18 protein-coding genes are annotated in these 24,179 nt (G+C 63.8%); 11 read left to right on the top strand and 7 right to left on the bottom strand.

Annotated elements, in window-relative coordinates; all coding sequences use genetic code 11:
- Position 1 precedes the first annotated feature (1 nt).
- Together DQ397_RS06060 and mnmC are read right to left on the bottom strand one after the other, a co-directional pair.
- On the bottom strand, positions 2-1,789 hold the full coding sequence (locus DQ397_RS06060; protein ID WP_043206609.1) for an N-acetylglutaminylglutamine amidotransferase: 1,788 nt from the start codon (positions 1,787-1,789) through the stop codon (positions 2-4).
- Between the two features lie 140 nt (positions 1,790-1,929).
- Positions 1,930-3,912 carry a bifunctional tRNA (5-methylaminomethyl-2-thiouridine)(34)-methyltransferase MnmD/FAD-dependent 5-carboxymethylaminomethyl-2-thiouridine(34) oxidoreductase MnmC gene (gene mnmC / locus DQ397_RS06055; protein ID WP_043206608.1) on the bottom strand — a complete coding sequence of 661 codons (1,983 nt, stop codon included), beginning with the start codon at positions 3,910-3,912 and terminating at the stop codon, positions 1,930-1,932.
- A gap of 156 nt (positions 3,913-4,068) precedes the next feature.
- Here mnmC and pap point away from each other — a divergent pair, with 156 nt between their 5' ends.
- Both pap and DQ397_RS06045 read left to right on the top strand, forming a co-directional pair.
- On the top strand, positions 4,069-5,562 hold the full coding sequence (pap, locus tag DQ397_RS06050; protein ID WP_043206607.1) for a polyphosphate:AMP phosphotransferase: 1,494 nt from the start codon (positions 4,069-4,071) through the stop codon (positions 5,560-5,562).
- Positions 5,563-5,793: 231 nt separating this feature from the next.
- A complete protein-coding gene (locus tag DQ397_RS06045) occupies positions 5,794-6,756 on the top strand; it encodes a DMT family transporter (protein ID WP_043206606.1) in 963 nt (320 codons plus the stop codon).
- A 65-nt stretch (positions 6,757-6,821) separates the two neighbouring features.
- On the opposite strand, the gene DQ397_RS06040 is transcribed toward DQ397_RS06045, so the two are convergent.
- Positions 6,822-8,216, bottom strand: coding sequence for a class II fumarate hydratase (locus DQ397_RS06040; RefSeq protein WP_043206605.1), 1,395 nt, complete (start codon positions 8,214-8,216; stop codon positions 6,822-6,824).
- Positions 8,217-8,373: 157 nt separating this feature from the next.
- On the opposite strand from DQ397_RS06040, the gene DQ397_RS06035 reads away from it, so the two are divergent.
- From DQ397_RS06035 to DQ397_RS06005, 7 genes are all read left to right on the top strand, one after another.
- Positions 8,374-8,892 carry a DUF2059 domain-containing protein gene (locus tag DQ397_RS06035; protein WP_043206604.1) on the top strand — a complete coding sequence of 173 codons (519 nt, stop codon included), beginning with the start codon at positions 8,374-8,376 and terminating at the stop codon, positions 8,890-8,892.
- An 11-nt stretch (positions 8,893-8,903) separates the two neighbouring features.
- The gene (locus DQ397_RS06030) at positions 8,904-9,200 is read left to right on the top strand and encodes a BolA family transcriptional regulator (protein WP_043206603.1); all 297 of its coding nucleotides are present in this window, start codon (positions 8,904-8,906) and stop codon (positions 9,198-9,200) included.
- Positions 9,201-9,316: 116 nt separating this feature from the next.
- Complete coding sequence (locus DQ397_RS06025) at positions 9,317-10,249, top strand: rhodanese-related sulfurtransferase (protein WP_043206602.1); 933 nt, start codon at positions 9,317-9,319, stop codon at positions 10,247-10,249.
- Positions 10,250-10,252: 3 nt separating this feature from the next.
- Positions 10,253-10,885, top strand: a complete 633-nt coding sequence (locus DQ397_RS06020; RefSeq protein ID WP_043206601.1) for a DsbA family protein — start codon at positions 10,253-10,255, stop codon at positions 10,883-10,885.
- Entirely contained in the window at positions 10,878-12,710 is a 1,833-nt protein-coding gene (locus DQ397_RS06015) for an ABC transporter ATP-binding protein (protein ID WP_043206600.1), read from the top strand. The genes DQ397_RS06020 and DQ397_RS06015 overlap by 8 nt, the downstream gene beginning before the upstream one ends.
- A gap of 211 nt (positions 12,711-12,921) precedes the next feature.
- Positions 12,922-15,378 carry an EAL domain-containing protein gene (locus DQ397_RS06010; RefSeq protein ID WP_043206599.1) on the top strand — a complete coding sequence of 819 codons (2,457 nt, stop codon included), beginning with the start codon at positions 12,922-12,924 and terminating at the stop codon, positions 15,376-15,378.
- Positions 15,379-15,421: 43 nt separating this feature from the next.
- Positions 15,422-16,207 (top strand): TenA family transcriptional regulator, encoded by a 786-nt coding sequence (locus DQ397_RS06005; protein ID WP_043206598.1) that lies wholly within the window; start codon positions 15,422-15,424, stop codon positions 16,205-16,207.
- A 105-nt stretch (positions 16,208-16,312) separates the two neighbouring features.
- Here the strand turns inward: DQ397_RS06005 and DQ397_RS06000 are convergent, their stop codons facing one another.
- The 4 genes from DQ397_RS06000 to DQ397_RS05985 all read right to left on the bottom strand — a co-directional run bounded on the left by DQ397_RS06000 (position 16,313) and on the right by DQ397_RS05985 (position 19,881).
- The gene (locus DQ397_RS06000; protein WP_043206597.1) at positions 16,313-17,053 is read right to left on the bottom strand and encodes a YciK family oxidoreductase; all 741 of its coding nucleotides are present in this window, start codon (positions 17,051-17,053) and stop codon (positions 16,313-16,315) included.
- 71 nt (positions 17,054-17,124) lie between these two features.
- On the bottom strand, positions 17,125-17,796 hold the full coding sequence (mupP, locus tag DQ397_RS05995) for an N-acetylmuramic acid 6-phosphate phosphatase MupP (protein WP_043206596.1): 672 nt from the start codon (positions 17,794-17,796) through the stop codon (positions 17,125-17,127).
- 2 nt (positions 17,797-17,798) lie between these two features.
- Positions 17,799-18,497 (bottom strand): bifunctional 2-polyprenyl-6-hydroxyphenol methylase/3-demethylubiquinol 3-O-methyltransferase UbiG, encoded by a 699-nt coding sequence (gene ubiG, locus DQ397_RS05990; protein WP_043206595.1) that lies wholly within the window; start codon positions 18,495-18,497, stop codon positions 17,799-17,801.
- A 61-nt stretch (positions 18,498-18,558) separates the two neighbouring features.
- Positions 18,559-19,881, bottom strand: coding sequence for a TRZ/ATZ family hydrolase (locus DQ397_RS05985; RefSeq protein WP_043206594.1), 1,323 nt, complete (start codon positions 19,879-19,881; stop codon positions 18,559-18,561).
- Between the two features lie 109 nt (positions 19,882-19,990).
- Between DQ397_RS05985 and mtnA the strand changes: the two genes are divergently transcribed.
- Both mtnA and gyrA read left to right on the top strand, forming a co-directional pair.
- The gene (gene mtnA, locus DQ397_RS05980) at positions 19,991-21,067 is read left to right on the top strand and encodes an S-methyl-5-thioribose-1-phosphate isomerase (RefSeq protein ID WP_043206593.1); all 1,077 of its coding nucleotides are present in this window, start codon (positions 19,991-19,993) and stop codon (positions 21,065-21,067) included.
- A gap of 277 nt (positions 21,068-21,344) precedes the next feature.
- Entirely contained in the window at positions 21,345-24,119 is a 2,775-nt protein-coding gene (gene gyrA / locus DQ397_RS05975; RefSeq protein WP_043206592.1) for a DNA gyrase subunit A, read from the top strand.
- The last annotated feature ends 60 nt before the right edge of the window (positions 24,120-24,179 follow it).

The following is a 24,179-nucleotide window of genomic DNA, read 5'->3' as shown; positions in this document are numbered from 1 at the left end:
GTCAGATTCCTTGTTCGCTGAGCCAGAGGTTCAGGGCGGCCAACTGCCAAAGCTTGGAGCCTCGCAGCGGCGTCAGTTGACCCTGAGGGTTGCTCAGCAGGCGATCGAGCATGGCCGGTTTGAACAGACCTCGGTCTTGGCTTGGGTCGGTCAGCAGTTCACGAACCCAGTCCAGCGTGGCGCCTTGCAGGTGCTTCAGACCCGGCACCGGGAAGTAGCCCTTCTTGCGGTCGATCACCTCATGTGGGATTACCCGTCTCGCCGCGGCCTTGAGCACGTGTTTGCCACCGTCGGGCAGTTTGAATCGGGCCGGGATGCGCGCCGACAGTTCCGCCAGTCGGTAATCGAGAAACGGTGTGCGGGCTTCCAGGCCCCAGGCCATGGTCATGTTGTCGACGCGTTTGACCGGGTCGTCGACCAGCATCACGGTGCTGTCCAGGCGCAGGGCCTTGTCCACAGCCTCGCTGGCGCCAGGGCGGGCGAAGTGTTCGCGAACGAACTCGCCGGCCGCGTCGCTTTCCAGCAGCCACGGGGCCTGGACCGTGTCGCGATACTCGGCATGGTCGCGGTCGAAGAACGCGGTGCGATAGGCCTCATAGGCATCGTCGGCGCCGTCCACCTGCGGGTACCAGTGGTAGCCGGCGAACAATTCGTCGGCGCCTTGGCCGCTCTGCACCCCCTTGCAGTGCTTGGCCACTTCCCGCGAAAGCAGGTAGAAGGCGATGCAGTCATGGCTGACCATCGGCTCGCTCATGGCGCGGAACGCCGCCGGCAGCTGTTCGATGATCTCGCGCTCGTCGATACGCAATTGATGGTGGCGCGTGCCGTAGTGGCGGGCGATCAGGTCCGAATACTGGAACTCGTCCCCGCGCTCGCCGCCGGCATCTTCGAAACCGATGGAGAAGGTCGACAGATCGTCCACCCCTACTTCGCGCAGCAGGCCGACCAACAGGCTGGAATCGACGCCGCCGGAGAGCAGCACGCCGACGTCCACCGCCGCCCGTTGGCGGATGGCTACGGCGTCGCGGGTGGCGTCGAGCACGCGTGTGGTCCAGTCTTCCAGGTCCAGGTGCTGTTCATCCGGACGCGGACCGTAGTGCAACTGCCACCAAGTCTCACGCTGCACCTCGCCGTGGCGGTCGATGCGCATCCAGGTCCCGGGTTCGAGCTTCTGCACGTTGGCCAGCAGGGTACGAGGCGCGGGCACTACGGCGTGGAAATTCAGATAGTGGTTGAGCGCCACCGGGTCGATCACCGGATCGATATCGCCGCCCTTGAGCAGCGCCGGGAGTGTGGAGGCGAAGCGCAGACGCTCACCGTTGCGCGACAGGTACAACGGTTTGACGCCGAGACGGTCGCGGGCCAGGAATAGGCGCTGGGCGTCGCGTTCCCAGATGGCCAGGGCGAACATGCCGTTGAGCTTGGGCAGCAAGGCTGCGCCCCAGGCGTGATAGCCCTTGAGCAACACTTCGGTGTCGCCGTCGGAGAAGAAGCGGTAGCCCAGGGCTTTGAGCTCTTCGCGCAGTTCGGGATAGTTGTAGATGGCGCCATTGAAGACCATCGACAGACCCAAAGTGTTGTCGACCATGGGCTGAGCCGAGGCGTCGGACAGGTCCATGATTTTCAGACGCCGGTGGCCGAGGGCGATCGGGCCCTGGCTGTGGAAGCCCCAGGCGTCGGGGCCGCGAGGCGCCAGGTGATGAGTGATGCGCTCTACCGCGGCGAGGTCCGCCGGGCGAGGGGCTTGGTCGATGGGGGTGAAACGTAACTCTCCTGCTAATCCGCACATAGGTCCTTACCGGTTTTGCCGTTGGGGAATATGCGCCCCGAAATGGGGCACATAAGGAACTGACCCATGGGGGTTGTGAGAGTTTTAGATCAATCCGTTATATGGGTTGAGCGGCTCCGTTGCCGGTGAACCCGGCCTCTCTATTTGCCGCGAATCAACCGACGCAACGCAAACCGGTTCGGATGACACGCCTGCGCCACCGTGCGCGGCAGCGGCAGCGGTTCACCGCACACCCAGGCTGCGACCAGCTCGCCGCTCAAGGGCGCGGTGATCAACCCTCGCGAACCATGGCCGCTGTTCACGTACAACCCGTCGAGCCAAGGACAGGGCGTGTCCGGCACCTGTCGAGCGTCTTTAGCGAGCACCGCATAGGCGTCGGTGAACGCTTGCGCATCCGCCACGGGCCCTACGATCGGCAGGTAGTCTGGGCTTGTGCAGCGGAACGCCGCTCGGCCCTGCAACCGGGCGGGGTCCAGCACGCTGGTATTGAGCCGCTCGGCCAAGTCCGTGGAGATTTCATCGAGCAGGGCCAAGTTGCCCTGGTGTTCGGCGACAGTCGGTGCCAAGTCGTCGTTATGGAAGTCGAAGCTTGCGCCCAAGGTGTGCTCATCGCCACGCGGCGGCGCGACGTAGCCTTCGGCACACACCACGGTGCGCAAGGCGCGGCTGGCCTCGGTGGCCGGCAGGCGGGTGATCTGCCCGCGGATGCGCTTGAGCGGCAGCTCGGCGCAGGCCTCGAAGCGGCGGATCTCGGCGGCACCGGCGAGCACCACCACTGGCGCGCTCGCCAGCAGGCGCTCACCGTCCCACGCTTGCCAACGGCCATCGACTTTGCGCAGTTCGATCACCTCCTGGTGGGTCAGCAACTCGATGTGCGGATGTTGCAGCTGCGCCTGGCACAGCGCTGGCGGGTGCACCCAGCCGCCTTCGGGATAGAACAACCCACCGGCAGGCAGTGCCACACCTGCGACCGACTCGGCCTGGGCTTTATCGAGCACGTGCAGCAATGTGCTGTCGAAGGCCTCGGCCAGCTTGGCCTGGCGCTGTGCTTCCTTGTCGTCGAAGGCCAATTGCAGCACACCGCAGTCGTCCCAGTCCTGTCCGCGTTGCAGCTGTTGCAGCCAACGGCGGGTGTAGCCGAAGCCCGAGAGGATCATCTGCGACAGCGTCGTGCCGTGGGCCGAGAGTTTCAGGTAGAGCACGCCCTGGGGATTGCCCGAGGCTTCCTGGGCCGGGGCGTCGTGGCGCTCCAGCACGCTGACCTGCCAGCCACGGGCCGCGAGGCTGGCAGCCGTGGCGCTACCGGCAAGGCCGGCACCGATGACCAAGGCATGCCGCGGGCCTTGCACAGGGGCAGGGCGGGCGTACCAAGGTTCGGGTTCGGCTGGGGCGGGTTGCTCAGCGGGCCAGCCCTGGAACTGGCCGTGCATGACCTCCCATTTTTTACCGATACCCGGCACCTTGCGCATGGCAAAGCCTGCAGCGATCAGGCCACGACGCACCCAGCCGGTGGTAGTGAAGGTGCCCAGTGTGGTGCCGGGCCGGGACAGCCGGGCCAGTTGCGCGAACAGCTCCGGCGTCCACATGTCGGGGTTCTTCGCCGGGGCGAAGCCGTCGAGGAACCACACATCGACCTGCGCATCGAGCGTAGGCAATTGCGCCAGGGCATCGCCCACCATCAGGGTCAGGGTCACCCGCCCATGGTCGAAGCTGAACTGCTGGAAGCCGCCATGTACCGCCACGTACTGTGCCAGCAGCGGCTGCCAGTAAGGTTCGAGTTGTGGCCACAGCTGTACCGCGCGGGCGAGGTCTTCGCGGGTGAGCGGGTACTTTTCGACGCTGACAAAATGCAGGCGCGCACCCCGCGGGGCGTGTTCGGCGAACAACTGCCAGGCACAGTAGAAATTCATGCCCGTGCCGAAGCCGGTCTCGCCGATCACCAGGCAGTCCTGGGGCGTCAGGGCGGTGCAGCGTTCACGCAGGCGGTTCTGTTCGAGGAAGACATGCTGGGTTTCCTCGATGCCTTCGTTCTTGGAAAAGTAGACGTCGTCGTACTGCCGCGAGTGAGGGCGGCCCTGGTCGTCCCAGTCGATCTGGGCGTGCTGTAAGAAGGTGTCAGGCATGGTTGGCTCAGCATGTCGCGGGAGGACGATTTTAAGCCATTTACGCACCTGTCGCTGCGCCAACCGAACAGAACCGAACGTGGCCAGCGATTGGACCTGAAGCCTGGCGCACAATCCGCTAGTCTTGGTTATCCATTGAAGGAGCCAAGGCAACTCATGTTCGAATCCGCCGAAATTGGTCACAGCATCGACAAGGAGGCTTTCGAGGCCGAAGTACCCGCCCTGCGCGAGGCGCTGCTCGAAGCCCAGTACGAACTCAAGCAGCAGGCGCGCTTTCCGGTGATCGTGTTGATCAACGGCATCGAGGGCGCCGGCAAGGGCGAGACGGTCAAACTGCTCAACGAGTGGATGGACCCGCGTCTGATCGAGGTACGCACCTTCGACCAGCAGACCGATGAGGAACTGGCCCGTCCGCCGGCCTGGCGCTACTGGCGGGCGTTGCCGCCCAAAGGGCGCATGGGTGTGTTCTTCGGCAACTGGTACAGCCAGATGCTGCAGGGACGGGTCCATGGTCTGTTCAAGGATGCGGTGCTCGACCAGGCCATCACCGGGGCCGAGCGTCTGGAGCAGATGCTTTGCGACGAGGGCGCGCTGATCATCAAGTTCTGGTTCCATCTGTCCAAGAAACAGATGAAGGCGCGTCTTAAGGCGCTCAAGGACGACCCTTTGCACAGCTGGCGCATTAGCCCGCTGGACTGGCAGCAATCGCAAACCTATGACCGCTTCGTGCGTTTCGGCGAGCGTGTGTTGCGTCGCACCAGCCGCGACTACGCGCCCTGGCATGTGATCGAGGGGGTCGATCCGTACTACCGCAGCCTGGCGGTGGGGCGCATCCTGCTGGAGAGCCTGCAAGCGGCGCTGGCCAACGATCCGAGTAGCAAGCACAAAGGCAACGTGGCGCCATTGGGGCGCAGCATCGACCAGAAGAGCCTGCTCGGCGCGTTGGACCTGAGCCGGCGCCTGGACAAACACGATTACCAAGAGCAACTGGTCACCGAACAAGCTCGCCTTGCAGGGCTGCTGCGCAACAAGCAGATGCGCCGCCATGCACTGGTGGCGGTGTTCGAAGGCAATGACGCGGCAGGCAAGGGCGGCGCTATCCGCCGGGTGGCCGCGGCGCTCGACCCCCGTCAGTACCGCATCGTACCGGTCGCCGCGCCCACCGAGGAGGAGCGGGCCCAGCCTTACCTGTGGCGTTTCTGGCGGCATATTCCGGCGCGAGGCAAGTTCACCATCTTCGACCGTTCTTGGTATGGCCGGGTGCTGGTGGAGCGGGTGGAGGGCTTTTGCACCCCGGCCGACTGGATGCGTGCCTATGGCGAGATCAACGATTTCGAGGAGCAACTGACCAACGCGGGCGTCGTGGTGGTGAAGTTCTGGCTGGCGATCGACCAGCAAACGCAGCTGGAGCGCTTCGAGGAACGCGAGCAGATCCCGTTCAAGCGCTACAAGATCACCGAGGACGATTGGCGCAACCGCGACAAGTGGGACCTCTATGTAGAGGCGGTGGGGGACATGGTCGACCGCACCAGTACCGAGATCGCGCCCTGGACCTTGGTCGAGGCCAACGACAAGCGTTGGGCACGGGTGAAGGTGCTCAAGACCATCAACGAGGCGCTGGAAGCGGCATTTCATAAATCCCGCAAGTAAGTGCTTGGCTGTCACCTATTTTGGCGAGCGAACCCGCTTCCACAGACTAGCGGTGCACCTGTGGCAGCGGGTTTGCCGGCGAAAAGGCCAGCGTAGGCGACAGGGGAAATCCTGGCATGCCCGCAAGGAATGACCCGATGAATTCTTTTCCCGCGACTTTTCCCCAGCCCTGTACTCCAAGCCCTTAGAATTTCCAGTACCCCCACCCGCAGGGCCTGATTTGAGGACGCTATGCACATTTCTTCCGGACGCTGGGGCTACGGCCTGTTCCTGGCACTGCTGACCGCGTTTCTCTGGGGCATTCTGCCGATCAAGCTCAAGCAAGTCCTGCAGGTGATGGACCCGATCACCGTCACTTGGTATCGCCTCACGGTTTCTGGCTGCCTGCTGTTCGCCTGGCTGGCGGTCAATCGGCGCTTGCCGGCTGTCGGCAAGCTTGGACGCAAGGGCGCAGGCCTGATCGCCGTGGCGGTCTTCGGCCTGATGGGCAATTACGTGCTGTACCTGATCGGGCTCAACCTGCTCAGCCCTGGCACCGCACAATTGGTGGTGCAGATTGGCCCGGTGTTGTTGCTGGTGGCCAGCGTGTTCGTCTTCAAGGAGCGCTTCAGCCTGGGACAGGGGCTTGGGTTGTTGGTGCTGCTGGCTGGATTCGGGCTGTTCTTCAACCAGCGGCTCGAAGAGCTGCTGACCTCGTTGGGCGTTTATACCACCGGCGTGTTGACCATTCTGCTGGCCACGAGCATCTGGGTGTTCTATGCCCTGAGCCAGAAGCAACTGCTCACGGTGTGGCATTCACAGCAGGTGATGATGGTGATGTACCTGAGCTGTGCGCTGTTGCTGATGCCCTGGGCGCATCCATTGGAGGCATTGCAGTTGAGCCCGCTGCAAGGCTGGCTGTTGCTGGCGTGTTGCCTCAATACCCTGGTGGCGTACGGAGCGTTCGCCGAGGCGCTGGCCCATTGGGAGGCCTCGCGAGTGAGCGCGACCTTGGCGCTCACACCTTTGGTGACTTTCCTCGCCGTGGCCGCGGCGGCCGTGCTGTGGCCGGATTATGTCCAGGCCGAAGACATCAACGCCCTGGGATACGTCGGGGCGGTGACGGTGGTGGTGGGGTCGGCCCTCGTGGCGTTGGGACCTTCATTGATGGCCGGCTGGCGTGCGCGGCGTGCGCGATTGGCACAGGTTCAGTGAACCAGACGTGGCTGCGCCAGCTCCCGTAAAAGAGCTGGCGCAAACGGGGCTGCATGGCCTGACGGTCAGCCTTTTGCACCGGGCGCCAGCATGTTCTCTGGCCGCACCCATTGGTCGAACTGCTCGTTGTTCAGGTACTTGAGCTCAAGCGCCGCCTCACGCAGTGTCTTGCCCTCGCTGTAGGCCTTCTTGGCGATCTCGGCAGCCTTGTCGTAACCGATGTGCGGGTTGAGCGCGGTGACCAGCATCAGCCCTCGCTCCAGATGCGCGGCCATCTGCTCGGCATCCGGCTCGATCCCGGCCACGCAGTGCTGCTGGAAGTTGCGGCAGCCGTCGGCCAGCAACTCGATCGATTGCAGCAGGTTGTGGATGATCACCGGCTTGAACACGTTCAACTGCAGATGCCCTTGGCTGGCGGCAAAGCCGATCGCCGCGTCGTTGCCCAGCACCTGGCAGGCAAGCATCGACAAGGCCTCGCATTGGGTCGGGTTGACCTTGCCGGGCATGATCGAACTGCCCGGTTCGTTGGCCGGCAGGCGTACTTCGGCGAGCCCCGCCCGTGGGCCGGAGCCGAGCAGGCGCAGGTCGTTGGCGATTTTCATCAAGGCCACGGCCAGGGTCTTGAGGGCGCCGGCCAGGGTGGTCAGCGGCTCATGGCCGGCCAGGGCGGCGAACTTGTTCGGTGCGGTGACGAAGGGCAGGCCCGAAAGCGCCGCCAGCTCTGCGGCGATGGCTTCGGCGAAGCCGTGCGGAGCATTGAGCCCGGTACCGACCGCAGTCCCGCCCTGGGCCAGCTCGCACACTGCCGGCAGGCTGGCACGAATGGCGCGCTGGGCATAGTCAAGCTGGGCGACGAACGCCGAGACTTCCTGGCCGAAGGTGATGGGTGTGGCGTCCATCATGTGGGTACGGCCGGTCTTGACCAGGTGCTGGTGACGCGCCGACAGCTCGGCCAGTCCCGCCGAGAGTTCGGCGATCGCTGGCAGCAGTTTGTCGTGCACGGCCTGTGCAGCGGCGATGTGCATGGCGGTGGGGAAGCAGTCGTTGGAGCTCTGCGAGCGGTTGACGTGGTCGTTGGGGTGTACCGGCGCCTTGCCGCCTCGACCCTTGCCGGCCAGCTCGTTGGCGCGCCCGGCGATGACTTCGTTGACGTTCATGTTGCTCTGGGTGCCGCTGCCGGTCTGCCAGACGACGAGCGGGAACTGGTCGTCATGTTCGCCTTGGAGCACTTCATCGGCGGCCTGTTCGATAAGACGGGCGATGTCGGCCGGCAGGTCGCCATTGCGGTCGTTGACCCGCGCTGCAGCTTTCTTGATCAGCGCCAGGGCGTGCAGTACAGCCAGGGGCATGCGCTCCTTGCCGATGGCGAAGTTGATCAGCGAACGCTGGGTCTGCGCGCCCCAGTAGGCGTCCTCTGGAACTTCGACCGGGCCCAGGCTGTCTGTCTCGATACGGCTCATGCTGCGTTCACTCCTTTGTCAGTCCGAAACCGCAGTTTAGGCCCTGATTCGCTCGAGCGGTTCCGTCGCTCGTCATGCCACTTGAGCACTATGGCGCCACGGCGCAGAATGCTCTCCCCGAGGTACCCGCCTCCCTTTCTTTCATGAAGGAAATGCAATGACTCGTCTTCGCGTCCTCTGTGCCGCCGTCGTCCTGGCTTGCGCCAGCGGCCAGGTACTCGCCGCCACTGCCAGCCACAACGCTGCCGCCGAGAAATTCCTGACTCTGGTCAATGCCGACAAGCTGGGCACCCCGGTGTACATGCAAGTCCAGCAGATGTTCGCCCAGCGTTTCGCCCAGACCAAAGCGCCTGAGTCCAAGAAAAACGTGCTCGACAGCTACCAGGCCAAGGCCAATGCCGCCCTGGACAACGCCATCGGCTGGAAGAAGATCAAGCCGAAGATGGTCGACCTGTATACCCAGACCTTCACCGAGCAGGAGCTCAAGGACCTGGTCAAATTCTACGAATCGTCGCTGGGCAAGAAGGTCCTGCGCGAGATGCCCCGCGTGACCCAGCAGTCGGCCCAGCTGACCCAGCAGAGCCTGGAGCCGGCGGTCCCAGTGGTCAACAAGCTGCTTGACGACATGACCAAGGAACTGGACCCGAACGCCGGCAAGGCCCCAGCCAAGAAGTGAGTGACGCCCCGATGAACATGCAGCAACGCATCGAACAGCAGTTGGCCGCCCTGGCCCCGGCGCACCTTGAGGTGCTCAACGAGAGCCACATGCATAGCCGTGGCCAGGAGACCCACTACAAGGCGGTGATCGTCAGCGAGCAGTTCGCCGGACTCAATAGCGTCAAGCGCCACCAGAAGGTCTACGCCACCATGGGTGAGCTGATGGGCCAGATCCACGCCCTGGCGATCCATACCTATACATCCGAGGAATGGGCCAAAGTCGGTGCGGCGCCGGCCTCCCCGGTCTGTGCCGGCGGGGGGCACTGAATCCCTTCCGTCGTTCTGGTACAATCCGCGTCATCCGGGGGCCGCTACAGCGGCCCCCTGCTTTTTGTCAAACCCGGTCCGCCCCTTACGAGGGTGACCACCTGGAGAGTTGTTTCATGTCCCAAGCTATCGTCGTGGCGGCCTTGTACAAGTTCGTCACTCTGGAAGACTACGTCGAGCTGCGCGAGCCGCTGCTCCAGACCATGGTCGACAACGGCGTCAAAGGCACCTTGCTGTTGGCCCTGGAAGGCATCAACGGTACTGTCTCGGGCACCCGTGAAGGTATCGACGGGCTGCTCACCTGGCTGCGCAACGACCCGCGCCTGGTCGATATCGACCACAAGGAATCCTACTGCGACGAGCAGCCGTTCTACCGCACCAAGGTCAAGCTCAAGAAAGAGATCGTCACCCTGGGCGTGCCGGGCGTGGACCCGAACCACAAGGTCGGTACCTACGTCGAGCCCAAGGACTGGAACGCCCTGATCAGCGACCCGGAAGTGCTGCTGATCGACACCCGCAACGACTACGAAGTGGCCATCGGCACGTTCAAGGGCGCCATCGACCCGAAGACCGAGACCTTCCGCCAGTTTCCCGACTACATCAAGGCCAACTTCGATCCGAGCAAGCACAAAAAGGTTGCGATGTTCTGCACCGGCGGCATCCGTTGCGAAAAAGCCTCCAGCTACATGCTCGGTGAAGGCTTCGAGGAGGTCTATCATCTTAAGGGTGGGATCCTGAAGTACTTCGAGGAAGTGCCTCAGGAGCAGAGCCTGTGGGATGGCGACTGCTTCGTCTTCGACAATCGCGTCACGGTGCGTCATGACCTGACCGAGGGCGAATACGACCAGTGCCATGCCTGCCGCCACCCGATCAGCGTGGAGGACCGTGCGTCCGAGCACTATTCGCCAGGCGTGAGCTGCCCGCATTGCTGGGACAGCCTGAGCGAGAAGACCCGGCGCAGTGCCATCGACCGGCAGAAGCAGATCGAACTGGCCAAGGCGCGCAACCAGCCCCACCCGATCGGTTACAACTACAAAGCCGAGGCTTGATGCATGTCCGCACGCCTGCTGTATGTGATGGACCCGATGTGTTCCTGGTGCTGGGGCTTCGCCCCGGTGGCCGAGGCGTTGATCGCCCAGGCGCGTGAGGCTGGCGTGCCGACGCGCCTAGTGCTGGGTGGCCTGCGCTCGGGCAGCAGCGCCCTGGATGCCTCGACCCGTCGCTACATCCTCGAACATTGGCAGGCGGTGGCCGAAGCCACCGGCCAGGCGTTTCGCTTCGAAGGTGCCATGCCGGACGGCTTCGTCTACGACACCGAGCCCGCTTGCCGCGCCCTGGTGGCAGCGCGCGAGCTGGACGTCGAGCGGGTCTGGCCTCTGCTGGGATTGATTCAGCGGGCGTTCTACGAGCAGGGGGTGGACGTTACCCGCGCTCCGCAACTGGTGGAGCTTGCCGAGCAGGCAGGTTTTGACCGAGGTCATTTCGCCGAGGCGTTTTCCCGGGCCGGTACCCGTGCCGCCACCGCGGCCGATTTCAGTTGGGTGCAGGATCTGGGCATTGCCGGCTTTCCGACGCTGCTGGCCGAGCGCAACGGCCAGCTGGCCTTGCTGACCAACGGCTACCAGCCGCTGGACCGGCTGCAACCCTTGCTCGGCCGCTGGCTGCAGCAGGCCGCCTGTGCTTGACCTGCCAGGGTCATCCGACCCTGTGCCGGGGAAGGCCCCCGCCGTGGCCGATCGTCTGAGCTGGGCGGAGATCCGCCGCCTGGCGTTGCATCACAAGAAGGCCCTGTGGTCCGCCAACCTTGTGGCCGTGCTCGCGGCTTTGTGCAGCGTGCCGATCCCTTTGCTGCTGCCATTGCTGGTGGACGAAGTGTTGCTCGGCCATGGCGATGCGGCGCTCAAGTGGATGAACCGCTTCCTGCCGGACAACTGGCAGGTGGCGGCCGGCTACATCGGCCTGATGCTGATCGCGACCCTTGGCCTGCGCCTGGCTGCACTGGCCTTCAACGTGTTGCAGGCCAAGTTGTTCGCGGGCCTTGCCAAGGACATCGTCTACCGCCTGCGCATTCGCCTGATCGAACGGCTCAAGCGGATCTCCCTCAAGGAATACGAAAGCCTGGGCAGCGGCACCGTGACCACGCATCTGGTGACTGACCTGGACACCCTGGACAAGTTCGTCGGCGAGACCTTGAGCCGCTTCCTGGTGGCCGTCCTGACCTTGACCGGTACGGCCGCCATCCTGATCTGGATGCACTGGCAGCTGGCACTGTTGATCCTGCTGTTCAACCCACTGGTGATCTACTTCACCGTGCAACTGGGCAAGCGGGTCAAGCACCTGAAGAAGCTCGAAAACGACAGCACCGCACGCTTTACCCAGGCTTTGGCCGAGACCCTGGACGCCATCCAGGAGATCCGCGCTGGCAACCGTCAGGGTTATTTTCTCGGTCGCCTCGGGCTGCGTGCCCGGGAAGTGCGCGACTATGCCGTGGCCTCCCAATGGAAGAGCGACGCCAGCGGTCGTGCCAGCGGGCTGTTGTTCCAGTTCGGTATCGATATCTTCCGCGCCGCGGCCATGCTCACGGTGCTGTTCTCCGACCTGTCCATTGGCCAGATGTTGGCTGTATTCAGCTACTTGTGGTTCATGATCGGGCCGGTGGAGCAACTGCTCAATCTGCAATACGCCTACTATGCCGCCGGCGGCGCCCTGAGCCGGCTCAATGAGCTGCTGGCACGGGCCGACGAGCCGCAGTATCCGGCGGCGGTCGACCCCTTCGCCGGGCGCGACACGGTCGGCATCGAAGTGCGCGACCTGCGCTTTGCCTATGCCGACGAGCCGGTGCTCGAGCATCTGGATCTTTCCATCGCCCCGGGCGAGAAAGTGGCTATTGTCGGGGCCAGCGGTGGCGGCAAGAGCACCTTGGTACAGCTGCTGCTGGGCCTGTACAGCGCCCAGGCCGGGACCATCCGCTTCGGTGGGGCGAGCCTTCAGGAGATCGGCCTTGAGGCGCTGCGCGAGAATGTCGCGGTGGTGCTACAGCACCCATCGCTGTTCAACGATAGCGTGCGCGCCAACCTGACGCTGGGCCGTGACTGCACCGACGAGGCCTGCTGGCAGGCTCTGCGCATCGCCCAGCTCGATGCCACCATCGCCGCGCTGCCCCAGGGCCTGGACAGCGTGGTGGGGCGCTCCGGCGTGCGTTTGTCCGGTGGCCAGCGCCAGCGCCTGGCCATTGCCCGAATGATCCTCGCCGAGCCCAAGGTGGTGATTCTCGACGAGGCCACCTCGGCCCTGGACGCTGCCACCGAATACAACCTGCATCAGGCCATGGCGCGGTTTCTCAATGGCCGTACCACATTGATCATCGCCCACCGGCTGTCGGCGGTGAAACAGGCAGACCGGGTGCTGGTGTTCGATGGCGGGCATGTGGCCGAGGATGGCGGTCACCAGCAGTTGATTGCCGAGGGCGGGTTGTACGCCAAGCTGTATGGGCATTTGCAGCAGAGCTGAACGTGCCTGGGGGCGCTGCGGGAAAGCGCGCCTCGTCGCGAGCACTGCCACGGTCGGTGCCATTGCCCCGCAACGCTTGATCCAGGCCAGTACCGGTAACGCGGTAACCCACTTCAATTCCCATCAAAAACCCCGTCGTCCCGCTGGCAAATGACCTACGCTGTGCTTGTCTGGGTCGACATGCGCCTTTCTGCTCAGTGACAGGGATTACATGAAGGGAAATCGGACTCTCGAAGCGCCAAGGCTGCTGGGCATCATCTGGCCCTTCATCGCCGTTGTGATTTTCCAGATGCTGTTGGGCAGCATGAGTCTCTACGCATTGTCTGCCGTACGCGCCTATGTGGCAGGCGAAAGCCTGTGGTCCAAGGCCCAGAAGGACGCCATCTACTACCTGAGCCTGTACGCCGATACCCGTGACGAACGCTCTTACCAGCGTTACCTGCAGGCAATCGACGTGCCCAAGGGTGACTACCAACTGCGTCTGGCGCTGGACCGACCCGATCCTGACATTGAGGCGGCGCGCAAAGGTGTCCTGCAAGGCGGCAACCACCCGGACGATGCCTCCCGGATCATCTGGTTCTACCGCAATTTTCGCCACGTCAGCTATATGGAAACCGCCATCGCCTATTGGGACATCGGCGATAACTATCTGCGCTTGCTCGATGACGTGGCTCGGGAGATGCGCGAGGGGTTTGTCACTGGAGAGGTCACTGCCGGCGACGTGGACCGCTGGCGTGCGCGCATCGTCTCCATCAACGAGGGTGTAACCCCGGCGGCCAAGGCCTTCAGCGATGCACTGGGCGAAGGGTCGCGGATGTTGCTCAGGATGCTGATGATCACCAATCTGGCGACGGCGCTGTTTCTCATCAGTATCGCCTGGCGTCGTTCGAGCAAGCTGCTGGCCCAGCGCCAAGCGTTTGCCCAGGCCCTGCAGGCCGAACGGGAGCGGGCGCAGATCACCTTGCAGTCCATTGGCGATGCGGTGATTACCACTGACGTCGAAGGCTGCATCGTCTACATGAACCCGGCCGCCGAGCTGCTCACCCACTGGCAGGCCAGCCAGGCCCAGGGCATGCCGCTGGCGGCGTTGTTCAGCCTGGTGGACGAGCATGCCGAGCACGACAACCGCACCCTGGTCGAGCAGGTGCTCAGCGGCAGTCTCAAGGGTGGCTCCGAGCATGCCCGGCTGATACAGCGGCTTGATGGCAGCACGGTGTCGATCAACCTGGTCGGCTCGCCGATCGTCAGCGATGGCCAGGTCAGTGGCCTGGTGCTGGCGTTGCATGACATGACCCAGGAGCGCCAGTACATCGCCAGCCTCTCCTGGCAGGCGACTCACGACGCTTTGACGGGCCTGGCCAACCGCCGCGAGTTCGAGTATCGCCTCGAGCAGGCCCTCAACAGCCTGGCACGCCAGCCCGGGCGGCATTCGCTGATGTTCCTGGACCTGGACCAGTTCAAGCTGGTCAACGACACCAGCGGCCATGCCGCTGGCGATGAGTTGTTGCGCCACATTTGCGCGGTATTGCAGGCTGGCCTGCGTGAGGGGGACACCTTGGCGCGGCTGGGGGGCGACGAGTTCGGCGTGCTGCTAGAGAACTGCCCGCCCGAACAGGCCGAGCGTATTGCCGAGCAACTGCGCCAGACCGTGCAGAGCCTACATTTTGTGTGGAAAGGCCGGCCGTTCGTCACCACCGTGAGTGTGGGCCTTGTGCATATCGCCCAACCGGCCGGAACCCTGGAAGCCTCGCTGCGTGCGGCCGACATGGCCTGCTACATGGCCAAGGAGAAAGGCCGCAACCGGGTCCAGGTGTACCACGCCGACGACACTGAACTGTCCCTGCGCTTTGGCGAAATGGCGTGGATCCAGCGTCTGCACGTAGCCTTGGAGGAAAACCGCTTCTGCCTCTATGCCCAGGAAATCGCGCCGCTTTCGTCCATGGAAGGGCCTGGCCATCTGGAGATCCTGCTGCGCCTGCACGATGAAAGCGGCCGCACCATCCTGCCCAGCACCTTTATTCCGGCCGCCGAACGCTACGGCTTGATGACTGCCCTGGATCGCTGGGTGGTGCGCAACGTGTTCCAGGTCATTCGCCAATGCCTGGACGAAGGCAGGGAAGGGCCGCTGGCCATGTGCGCGATCAACTTATCCGGATCGAGCATTGGCGACGACAAGTTCCTGGAGTACCTGCGCTCATTGTTTGGCGAGTATTCGATTCCACCGCGGCTGGTCTGTTTCGAGATCACCGAAACCAGCGCCATCGCCAACCTGGGCAGTGCGATTCGTTTTATCAACGAGTTGAAGGGGCTGGGCTGCAAGTTCTCGTTGGATGACTTCTGCGCGGGTATGTCGTCATTCGCGTATTTAAAACATTTGCCTGTAGACTTCCTGAAGATCGACGGAAGTTTCGTAAAAGACATGCTCGACGATCCGATCAACCGCGCCATGGTCGAGGTGATCAATCATATCGGGCATGTGATGGGCAAACGGACCATTGCCGAATTCGTCGAAACGCCGTTGATTGAACAGGCGTTGCAGGAGATCGGCGTGGATTATGCCCAGGGTTACCTCATCGAGCGGCCGCAGGTGTTCACCTGCGACAGCCTGCAACGCCAACGAATAGCCGCAAGGCCCCTGTTGCACCGGGCGCCTGGGACCTTTCGTTGAAGAAGGTGTCGTCCGGAAATCACATGGATTCAAGGAGCAGAAAGTGATTGATACCTTCGTACGAATCGGCCCATTGATGGATGCCGCCAGTTACCCCGATTGGGCTCAGCAATTGATCGAAGAGTGCCGCGAAAGCAAGCGGCGGGTGGTGGAGCATGAGTTCTACCAGCGCTTGCGCGACGGCCAGCTCAAGCAGGCCACTATCCGCCAGTACCTGATCGGTGGCTGGCCGGTGGTCGAGCAGTTCTCCCTCTATATGGCCCACAACCTGACCAAGACCCGCTTTGCCCGGCACCCAGGCGAAGACATGGCGAGGCGCTGGCTGATGCGCAACATCCGCGTCGAGCTCAACCACGCCGACTACTGGCTGCACTGGTGCCAGGCCCACGGGATCACCTTGGCTGACCTGCAGGCCCAGGAGGTCCCGCCGGAGCTCAATGGCCTCAATGACTGGTGCTGGCGGGTTTGTGCCACCGAGTCGCTGGCGCTGTCGATGGCCGCGACCAACTATGCGATCGAAGGCGCGACAGGTGAGTGGGCGGCGTTGGTGTGTTCCACCGACACCTATGCCTTGAGCTTCCCCGAGGACATCCGCAAGCGCGCGATGAAATGGCTGAAGATGCATGCTCAATACGATGATGCGCATCCGTGGGAGGCGCTGGAGATCATCTGTACGCTGGCTGGTGAGCACCCGACTCCGGGCTTGCGGGCCGAGCTGCGCAGGACGATCTGCAAAAGCTATGACTGCATGTTCCTGTTCCTGGAGCGATGCATGCAGCTGGAGCATCGTCAGCCAGGGCGTCTGCGGCCGGCGCTGGCCATAGGGTAAGGTCTGGGGGCTTGCCCATCGCAGGCTGCGCCAGCTCTTACAGGGGCAACACGTTACCTGTAGGAGCTGGCCTGGCCTCTGATCGTGTCAGGCTGAACGGCCCTGTTACTGGGCGTCGAACGCCTGCCCGTTCACCCCGGCACTGTCCGGACCCATCAGATACAAGTACAGCGGCATGATCTCTTCGGGCAGCGGATTGTTCTGCGGGTTCTCGCTCGGGTAGGCCTGGGCACGCATCGCGGTGCGGGTGGCGCCAGGGTTGATGCTGTTGGCGCGCACCGGCGCTACGCCGTCCAGTTCGTCGGCCAGGGTCTGCATCAGCCCTTCGGTGGCAAACTTCGAGACACCATAGGCGCCCCAGTATGCGCGGCCCTTGCGCCCGACGCTGCTGGAGGTGAACACCACCGACGCGTCCTCCGACAGTTTGAGCAGCGGCAACAGCGTGCTGGTCAGCATGAAGGTGGCATTGACGTTTATGTGCATCACGCGCATGAAGTTTTCGCCCGAAAGCTGCTCCAGCGGCGTGCGCGGGCCAATGATCGAGGCATTGTTGAGCAGGCCGTCGAGGCGGCCGAACTGCTCTTCGATCATCACGGCCAGTTCGTTGTACTGGTGGGGCAGGGCGGTCTCGAGGTTGAACGGGATCACTACCGGTTGCGGATGGCCGGCCGCCTCGATCTGGTCGTAGACCTCGTTGAGGTTGGCCTCGGTCTTGCCCAGCAACAGCACGGTCGCCCCCAGGGCGGCATAGGCCTTGGCGGCGGCAGCACCGATACCACGGCCAGCGCCTGTGACCAGAATGATCCGGCCTTTGAGCAGGTCGGGGCGGGCGGTGTAGTCGTACATCGGTCGGTCCTTTGAAGTCAGTTGCGATCAACGGGGAGCGCTATGCCCTCCCCAAACCCGGTTGTATCAGGTCAGCAGCCGCACAGCGCGCTGTCGATCACCTTGCGCAGTTCCAGGGGGTGGTCCACCACCACGTCTGCTCCCCAGTTGTTGGGATTGTCCTGAGGATGAATATAGCCATAGCGCACCGCCGCCGTGCGGGTACCGGCATCACGGCCGGACTCGATGTCGCGCAGGTCATCGCCGACGAACAGGACACTGGCCGGGTCCAGGTTCAGGGTCTTGCAGGCGAGAATCAGCGGCTCGGGGTCGGGCTTGCTGTTTTTCACATGGTCCGGGCAGATGAGCAAGGCCGAGCGCTCGGCCAGGCCCAGGCGCTGCATGATCGGCTCGGCGAAGCGCACGGGCTTGTTGGTGACCACGCCCCACAGCAGGTTGCCTTTCTCGATGTCCTCGAGCAGCTCGGCCATGCCGTCGAACAGCTTGCTGTGCACCGCGCAGTCGCGCTGGTAGCGCTCGAGGAATTCCAGGCGCAGGGCTTCGAAGCCTTCTGCGTCCGGGTCCATGGCGAAGGTGGCCGCGACCATGGCCCGGGCGCCGCCGGAAATCACGTCGCGAATGCGCTGGTCATCGATGGCCGGCAGGCCACGGTCGGCCAGCATGGCCTGGCAGATGGCAATGAAATCCGGCGCCGTGTCCAGCAGGGTGCCGTCCATGTCGAAGAGTACTGCTCGCAAACGCATGCTCATTCCTCGCGCAGGGTCTGGATCATGTAGTTGACGTCGACGTCGCTGCTGAGCTTGTAGTGCTTGGTCAGCGGGTTGTAGGTCAGGCCGATGATGTCTTTCACCTCGAGGCCCGCGACGCGGCTCCAGGCGCCCAGCTCCGACGGGCGGATGAACTTCTTGAAGTCGTGGGTGCCGCGCGGCAGCATCTTGAGCACGTACTCGGCACCGATGATCGCCAGCAGGTAAGCCTTGGGGTTGCGGTTGATGGTCGAGAAGAAGACCTGGCCGCCCGGCTTGACCAGGCGATGGCAGGCGCGAATCACCGAGGAGGGGTCAGGCACGTGTTCGAGCATTTCAAGGCAGGTGACCACGTCGAACTGCCCGGCCATTTCCTCGGCCATCTCTTCGGCGGTGATGCGGCGGTATTCGACCTCGACGCCGGACTCCAGCTGGTGCAGTTGGGCCACGGCCAATGGTGCCTCGCCCATGTCGATGCCGGTGACGCTGGCGCCACGCAGGGCCATGGCTTCGCTGAGGATGCCGCCGCCGCAGCCGACGTCCAGCACCTTCTTGCCGGCCAAGCCCACGCGCTCGTCGATCCAGTTGACCCGCAGCGGGTTGATGTCGTGCAGCGGCTTGAACTCGCTCTCGCGGTCCCACCAGCGGTGAGCCAGGGCTTCGAACTTGGCGATTTCGGCGTGGTCGACGTTGCTCATGGAACAATCCTCTGAATCTTCGATAAAAGTGTTACAGGCGCAAACCCAAGGCTTGCGGCCGTCATTCGTGACCTGCTATGCGCGCGCCCCAGGCGCGGGCCGTGGTCGTCAAAGCTTGTTCGTCCATCTGCGTCAGGCGTCGGTCGTCGAGCAGTTGGTGGCCGGCGACCCAGACATGCCGTGCGCAGTCGCGGCCTGTGGCGTAAATCAGTTGCGAAACCGGGTCGTGCACGGGCTGCTGGGCCAGCCCCGAGAGGTCGAAAGCCACCAGGTCAGCGGCCTTGCCCAGCTCCAGCGAGCCGGTGACCGCCTCAAGACCCAGGGCGCGGGCACCATTCAAGGTGGCCATGCGCAGGGCTCGGTGGGCATCCAGGGCTGTGGCGGAGCCGGCGACCGCCTTGGCCAGCAGGGCCGCGGTGCGGGTTTCGCCGAGCAGATCCAGGTCGTTGTTGCTGGCTGCACCGTCGGTGCCGACCGCCACGTTGACCCCGGCCTGCCATAGCCGTTCCACCGGGCAGAAGCCACTGGCCAGCTTGAGGTTGGATTCGGGGCAATGGACAACGCTGGTGTCGCTTTCTACCAACAGAGTGAGGTCATCGTCGCTGATCTGGGTCATGTGCACCGCCTGCAGCCTTGGGCCCAGCAGGCCGAGACGGGCCAGGCGCGCCAACGGGCGCTCGCCGTTCTCGGCCAGGGCTTGTTCGACTTCGCCGGCGGTCTCGTGGATATGCATGTGCAGCGGGGCGTCGAGCTGGTCGGCGATCACGCGGATCTTCTCAAGGCTCTGATCGCTGACCGTATAGGGCGCGTGAGGCCCCAAGGCGACACTGATGCGTGGGTGGTGGCGCAGGTCATCGAACAGCTCGATGGCCAGGTGCAGGCCTTCGTCGGGCGTGCGGGCGCCAGGGACGGGGAAATCCAGCAAAGGCACGGCGATCTGGGCGCGAATACCGCTGCGGTGCACTCGGTCGCAGGCCTCCCGCGGGAAGAAATACATATCGGCAAAGCAGGTGATGCCGCCCTTGAGCTGCTCGGCGATGGCCAGGTCCGTGCCATCGCGCACGAAGGCTTCATCCACCCAGCGGCCTTCGGCCGGCCAGATGTGCTCTTTGAGCCAGGTCATCAACGGCAGGTCGTCGGCCAGCCCGCGCAGCAGGGTCATGGCGGCGTGGCCATGGGCGTTGATCAGGCCGGGGCACAGCAGACAGTCGGGCAGCTCGCGTACTTCCCGTGCAGCCGGTGCCCGTTCACGCGGGCCGAGCCAGGCGATCAGCCCGTCACGGATGCCCAGGGCGTGCTCCTTGAGTACCACGCCGGCCGGCTCCACGGGGACCAGCCAGCCCGGTACGAGCAGCAGGTCGAGGGGGGAGGGGGCTGTGGGCATGCGAAGGGCACCTGGTTCGGTTGAGTCAAGCGCGCAGTATACCCGAGCGTCCAGGGCTGAGGCTCGCTATAATCGGCCGCTTTTGATCAGCGAACGACGGGGAGAGGCGATGCGCGAGCGACTTTTGGCGGCGGAAAAGGTGACCGGCATCCAGTGGCGTAATGGCACCTTGCATCTGCTCGACCAGCGCCTGCTGCCTGTTCGTGAGCATTGGTTGGCCTGCACCGACGTGACGGCGGTGGTCGACGCGATCCGCCAGATGGCGGTGCGCGGTGCGCCGGCCATTGGCATCAGCGCCGCCTACGGCCTAGTGCTTGCCCTGCGCCAGCGCCTGGCCGAAGGGGAGGACTGGGAGCACGCGCTGGAGGAAGATTTCCTTGCCCTTGCCGAAGCCCGGCCTACGGCGGCCAACCTGTTCTGGTCGCTCAACCGCATGCGCGAGCGCCTGCAGCGTCTGCGTGCGGATGAAGACGTGCTGGCGGTCATGGAGGCCGAAGCGGTGGCAATCCATGAAAGCGACCGCGAAGCCAACCTGACCATGGCCCAGCACGGCCTGGAGCTGATTCGCCGCCAGCAGGGCAACGCGCAGACCATCCTCACCTACGGCAACGCCGGTGCCTTGGCCAGTGGCGGCTTCGGCACTGCGCTGGGGGTGATCCGCGCGGCCTACCTCGAAGGCATGGTGGAGCGGGTCTACGCCGGCGAAACCCGGCCCTGGCTGCACGGCTCGCGCATCACCGCCTGGGAGCTGGCCCACGAAGGCATCCCGGCGACCCTGTGCGCGGATTCGGCGATGGCCCATCTGATGAAGACCAAGGGCATCACCTGGGTGGTGGTGGGCGCTGACTGCATCGCCGCCAATGGCGATGTGGCTGGCAAGATCGGGACTTACCAACTGGCGGTCGCGGCCATGCACCATGGCGTGCGCTTCATGGTGGTGGCGCCGAGCACCACCATCGACCTGAACCTGGCTACCGGCGAGGACATTCCCCTCGAGGAGCGCGAGGCCGACGAGCTGCTGGATGTGGCGGGTAACCGTGTGGCAGCCGAGGTGGAGGTGTTCAATCCGGTATTCGATGTGACGCCAGCGGACCTGGTCGATGTGATCGTGACCGAGCGAGGCGTGGTAGAGCGGCCTGATACCGCCAAGATTGCCCAGTTGATTTGTCGCAAGCGTTTGCACTGATCGTTCAGGATTTTACGATGGCCTCATCGTGGGGCAGGAAAAACGGCGTTTTTACAGGCGCAGCGGCAACCTGCCATATCTCCCACGCCCCACGCCTTTGTGATACCATCCGGCAGTTTCCAGGGCCGCTCGTTGAAGCGGCCTTCATTGCGCAGATCCATGGCTCAACTCATTGATTTGTCGTAAGTCGTCGCACCCCTTTGCGTGCGGCGGCGAGCTTCGTTCGTCCTACGAGGGAAACGACGAAGTTTCACCAGAAAAAGGAATCAGGCTTCTCATGGGCGAACTGGCCAAAGAAATCCTCCCGGTCAATATCGAAGACGAACTGAGACAGTCTTACCTCGACTACGCGATGAGCGTGATTGTCGGGCGTGCGCTGCCCGATGCGCGTGACGGCTTGAAGCCCGTGCATCGCCGCGTTCTCTACGCGATGAGCGAACTGGGCAACGACTGGAACAAGCCGTACAAGAAGTCCGCGCGTGTGGTCGGTGACGTCATCGGTAAGTACCACCCCCACGGCGACACTGCGGTCTACGACACCATCGTGCGTATGGCCCAGCCCTTCTCGCTGCGTTATCTGCTGGTCGATGGCCAGGGCAACTTCGGTTCGGTCGACGGCGACAACGCCGCAGCCATGCGATACACCGAAGTGCGCATGGCCAAGCTGGCCCACGAGCTGCTGGCCGACCTGCACAAGGAAACCGTCGACTGGGTGCCCAACTATGACGGCACCGAGCAAATCCCGGCGGTCATGCCGACCAAGATCCCCAACCTGCTGGTCAATGGTTCCAGCGGTATCGCCGTGGGCATGGCAACCAACATCCCGCCGCACAACCTGGGCGAGGTCATCGACGGCTGCCTGGCGCTGATCGACAATCCCGAGGTGTCGATCGATGAACTGATGCAGTTCATCCCCGGTCCCGACTTCCCCACTGCCGGCCTGATCAACGGCCGCCAGGGCATCATCGAGGCCTACCGCACCGGCCGTGGCCGCATCTACATGCGCGCCCGCTCCGAGATCGAGGACATCGACAAGGACAAGACCGGCGGTCGCCAGCAGATCGTCGTCACCGAGCTGCCGTACCAGTTGAACAAGGCGCGGTTGATCGAAAAAATCGCCGAGCTGGTCAAAGAGAAGAAGATCGAAGGCATCACCGAGCTGCGCGATGAGTCCGACAAGGACGGCATGCGCATCGTCATCGAGCTGCGTCGCGGCGAGGTGCCGGAAGTGGTGCTCAACAACCTCTATTCGCAGACCCAGCTGCAGAGCGTGTTCGGCATCAACATGGTCGCGCTGATCGACGGCCGTCCGCGTCTGCTCAACCTCAAGGACCTGCTCGAGGCGTTCGTCCGTCACCGTCGTGAAGTGGTGACCCGCCGTACCGTGTTCGAGCTGCGCAAGGCGCGCGAGCGTGGTCACATTCTTGAAGGCCAGGCCGTTGCGCTGTCCAACATCGACCCGGTGATCGCCCTGATCAAGGCCTCGCCGACCCCTTCCGAGGCGAAGGAAGCCCTGATCAGCACGGCCTGGGAGTCCAGCGCCGTACAGGTCATGGTCGAGCGTGCCGGTGCCGACTCCTGCCGTCCGGAAGACCTGCCGGAGCAGTACGGCCTGCGTGATGGTAAGTACTACCTCTCGCCGGAACAGGCCCAGGCCATCCTCGACCTGCGCCTGCACCGCCTGACCGGCCTTGAGCACGAGAAGCTGCTGGCCGAGTACCAGGAGATCCTCGAGCAGATCGGTGAGCTGATCCGCATCCTGAGCAGCGCTGAGCGCCTGATGGAAGTGATCCGCGAAGAACTCGAAGCGATCCGCGCCGAGTACGGCGATGCCCGTCGCACCGAAATCCTCAACGCCACTCACGACCTCAGCTACGGCGACATGATCCCGGAAGAAGAGCGCGTGGTGACCATTTCCCACGGTGGCTATGCCAAGACCCAGCCGCTGTCCGCCTATCAGGCACAGCGCCGTGGCGGCAAAGGCAAGTCGGCCACTGGCGTGAAGGACGAGGACTACATCGAACACCTGCTGGTCGCCAACAGCCACGCTACGCTGCTGCTGTTCTCCAGCAAGGGCAAGGTTTACTGGCTCAAGACCTACGAGATTCCCGAAGCGTCCCGCGCCGCCCGTGGCCGTCCGCTGGTCAACCTGCTGCCATTGGAAGAAGGTGAGCGCATCACCGCCATGTTGCAGATCGACCTCGAAGCCCTTCAGCAGAACGCCGATGGCGACGAAGAACTGGAGGATGCCGACGACACCGTGCTCGAAGGGGAAGTGATCGAGGCCGAGGAAGTCGACGAAGAAGACGGCGACACCCCGGAATGGGTGGCAGAGCCGACCGGCGCGTACATCTTCATGGCGACCGCCTCCGGTACCGTTAAGAAGACCCCGCTGGCCCAGTTCGCCCGTCCGCGTTCCAGCGGTCTGATCGCCCTGAAGCTCAAGGAAGGTGACACCCTGATTGCCGCGGCCATCACCGACGGCGCCAAGGAAGTCATGATGTTCTCCGACGCCGGCAAGGTGATCCGCTTCGCCGAGAGCGTGGTGCGCGAAATGGGCCGTACCGCCCGTGGTGTTCGCGGCATGAAACTGGGCAAAGGGCAGCAGGTGATCTCCATGCTGATTCCTGAGTCCGGCGCGCAGATCCTCACGGCTTCCGAGCGTGGCTTCGGCAAGCGTACCCCGCTGTCCAAGTTCCCTCGTCGCGGCCGTGGCGGCCAGGGCGTCATCGCCATGGGTACCAAGGGGCGTAACGGTCTGTTGATCGGTGCGATCCAGGTGCAGGAAGGCGAAGAGATCATGTTGATCTCTGACCAGGGCACCTTGGTGCGTACCCGTGTGGGTGAGGTCTCCAGCCTGGGCCGTAACACCCAGGGTGTGACCCTCATCAAGCTGGCGACCGACGAGACGCTGGTGGGGCTGGAGCGGATTCAGGAGCCGTCCGAAGATCCCGACGAACTGATCGACGGGGACGAGGAGGGCGTCGAGGTCGATGCGCTGGACGCAGTCGACGACGACGGTGGTGTCGCCGAAGAGGCGCCACAGGAGTAACTCAGCGCAACACCCCCGAACGGGGCGACCATGGTCGCCCCGTTTGACTGATTACGGCAG

Origin of the sequence: Pseudomonas sp. CK-NBRI-02 (assembly GCF_008124495.1) — a bacterium.
GTDB classification, from domain to species: Bacteria; Pseudomonadota; Gammaproteobacteria; order Pseudomonadales; family Pseudomonadaceae; genus Aquipseudomonas; species Aquipseudomonas guariconensis.
This window is presented reverse-complemented; position numbering and strand designations above follow the sequence as displayed.

Excerpts from the sequence above, each read along its gene's own strand:
- mupP (WP_043206596.1), bottom strand. The coding sequence starts at position 17,796 with ATGCGTTTGCGAGCAGTACTCTTCGACATGGACGGCACCCTGCTGGAC.
- DQ397_RS06060 (WP_043206609.1), bottom strand. The coding sequence starts at position 1,789 with ATGTGCGGATTAGCAGGAGAGTTACGTTTCACCCCCATCGACCAAGCC.
- DQ397_RS06020 (WP_043206601.1), top strand. The coding sequence starts at position 10,253 with ATGTCCGCACGCCTGCTGTATGTGATGGACCCGATGTGTTCCTGGTGC.
- DQ397_RS06035 (WP_043206604.1), top strand. The coding sequence starts at position 8,374 with ATGACTCGTCTTCGCGTCCTCTGTGCCGCCGTCGTCCTGGCTTGCGCC.
- ubiG (WP_043206595.1), bottom strand. The coding sequence starts at position 18,497 with ATGAGCAACGTCGACCACGCCGAAATCGCCAAGTTCGAAGCCCTGGCT.
- DQ397_RS06030 (WP_043206603.1), top strand. The coding sequence starts at position 8,904 with ATGAACATGCAGCAACGCATCGAACAGCAGTTGGCCGCCCTGGCCCCG.
- gyrA (WP_043206592.1), top strand. The coding sequence starts at position 21,345 with ATGGGCGAACTGGCCAAAGAAATCCTCCCGGTCAATATCGAAGACGAA.
- mtnA (WP_043206593.1), top strand. The coding sequence starts at position 19,991 with ATGCGCGAGCGACTTTTGGCGGCGGAAAAGGTGACCGGCATCCAGTGG.
- DQ397_RS06040 (WP_043206605.1), bottom strand. The coding sequence starts at position 8,216 with ATGAGCCGTATCGAGACAGACAGCCTGGGCCCGGTCGAAGTTCCAGAG.
- mnmC (WP_043206608.1), bottom strand. The coding sequence starts at position 3,912 with ATGCCTGACACCTTCTTACAGCACGCCCAGATCGACTGGGACGACCAG.
- DQ397_RS06025 (WP_043206602.1), top strand. The coding sequence starts at position 9,317 with ATGTCCCAAGCTATCGTCGTGGCGGCCTTGTACAAGTTCGTCACTCTG.
- DQ397_RS06045 (WP_043206606.1), top strand. The coding sequence starts at position 5,794 with ATGCACATTTCTTCCGGACGCTGGGGCTACGGCCTGTTCCTGGCACTG.
- DQ397_RS06010 (WP_043206599.1), top strand. The coding sequence starts at position 12,922 with ATGAAGGGAAATCGGACTCTCGAAGCGCCAAGGCTGCTGGGCATCATC.
- DQ397_RS06000 (WP_043206597.1), bottom strand. The coding sequence starts at position 17,053 with ATGTACGACTACACCGCCCGCCCCGACCTGCTCAAAGGCCGGATCATT.
- DQ397_RS05985 (WP_043206594.1), bottom strand. The coding sequence starts at position 19,881 with ATGCCCACAGCCCCCTCCCCCCTCGACCTGCTGCTCGTACCGGGCTGG.
- pap (WP_043206607.1), top strand. The coding sequence starts at position 4,069 with ATGTTCGAATCCGCCGAAATTGGTCACAGCATCGACAAGGAGGCTTTC.